At 60.4% G+C, this 1,067-nt stretch carries 1 pseudogene; it reads right to left on the reverse strand.

Annotation, left to right across the window (positions count from 1 at the left end):
* Positions 1–235: 235 nt before the first annotated feature.
* Positions 236–1,067, reverse strand: a pseudogene (locus ACOTX4_RS25930) (IS91-like element ISCR2 family transposase); the annotation flags it as partial.

Below are 1,067 nucleotides of genomic sequence, written 5' to 3' on the forward strand. Positions count from 1 at the left end.
ACGTATAGGAAGAATAAACGCCCTTTTCACCCAAGTCCAACAGCTTTGGACCGCAGTTGACTCTTTCGACACCCCTGCGATGCAACCCAATCCGGCTGACGGGGAGCCAGCAACGCTGAAAATTTACCCTCCTCTTTCCCACTAGCGGCTCCTTTTCCGACAACCAGCACGGCGGATCCCTGCCGCGGCGCTGTGAACGCAGCATTTTGATTGGTATCGTTGGCCTTCAGGCTCGTCAGTCAAACAGACCCAGGAGCAGCTCAGCCGGTGGCGCCCGGCTTTCGGGTAACGCCCTGGTCCCGCTGGTTTCGGCTTTGTGCTTCAGGTGATCAAGGATCTGCTTGATCACTATAGGGTCTTCAATGCAGGCGATGACTTTCATGGCGCCGCCGCAGCCGCTGCAGGTCTCGATGTCGATATTGAAAACACGCTTGAGCCGTTGCGCCCATGTCATCGACGCTCGCCGTTGTGCTGGTGTTGCCGGTTCATCAGCCACCCTGACCTTGTTGCCCCTGCCCCGTTTTGCCGGCGTGACCAACGCCCGGTGCCGACTGTTGGGTGCGAACACCCCGTGGAAGCGGGTTAGGTTGACTCTGGGCTTCGGTACCAGGGCGGCCAGCCTTGCAATGAAATCCAATGGTTCGAAAATGACGTGCGTGGTGCCGTCCCGGTACGGCGTCTTGAGCTGGTAGCGCACGTTGCCGCCTCGTGTTAACGACAGCCGCTTCTCGGATACCGCCGGGCGGCTGATGTACCGGCACAGCCGTTCGAGCTTCTTGCGTTCATCGGCCCTGGCCGCCACGCCGGCGTGCAGGCTGGACCCGGCTACCTTGCCAATCCCGTCACCGAACGGATCACCACTGGTCGGCAGAGTTTGCAAAGTGAACACCTTTCGCCCCGCCTGTGAACCGACAGCGATACGGTAAGTGATCGAGTGCCCCAGCAGGGGTGTCATCGGGTCGTCATCCACCGCATCCGAGGCCAGATAGCTGTTTTCGACATCCCGTTCCAGCAGGCCTTGCCGTTCCAGATAGCGACCCACCCGGTGGGCGATGGTGTGCGTCAGC

The organism is Enterobacter cloacae complex sp. IR5459, from assembly GCF_049238005.1.
In the GTDB taxonomy this organism is placed as follows: Bacteria; Pseudomonadota; Gammaproteobacteria; order Enterobacterales; family Enterobacteriaceae; genus Enterobacter; species Enterobacter hormaechei_C.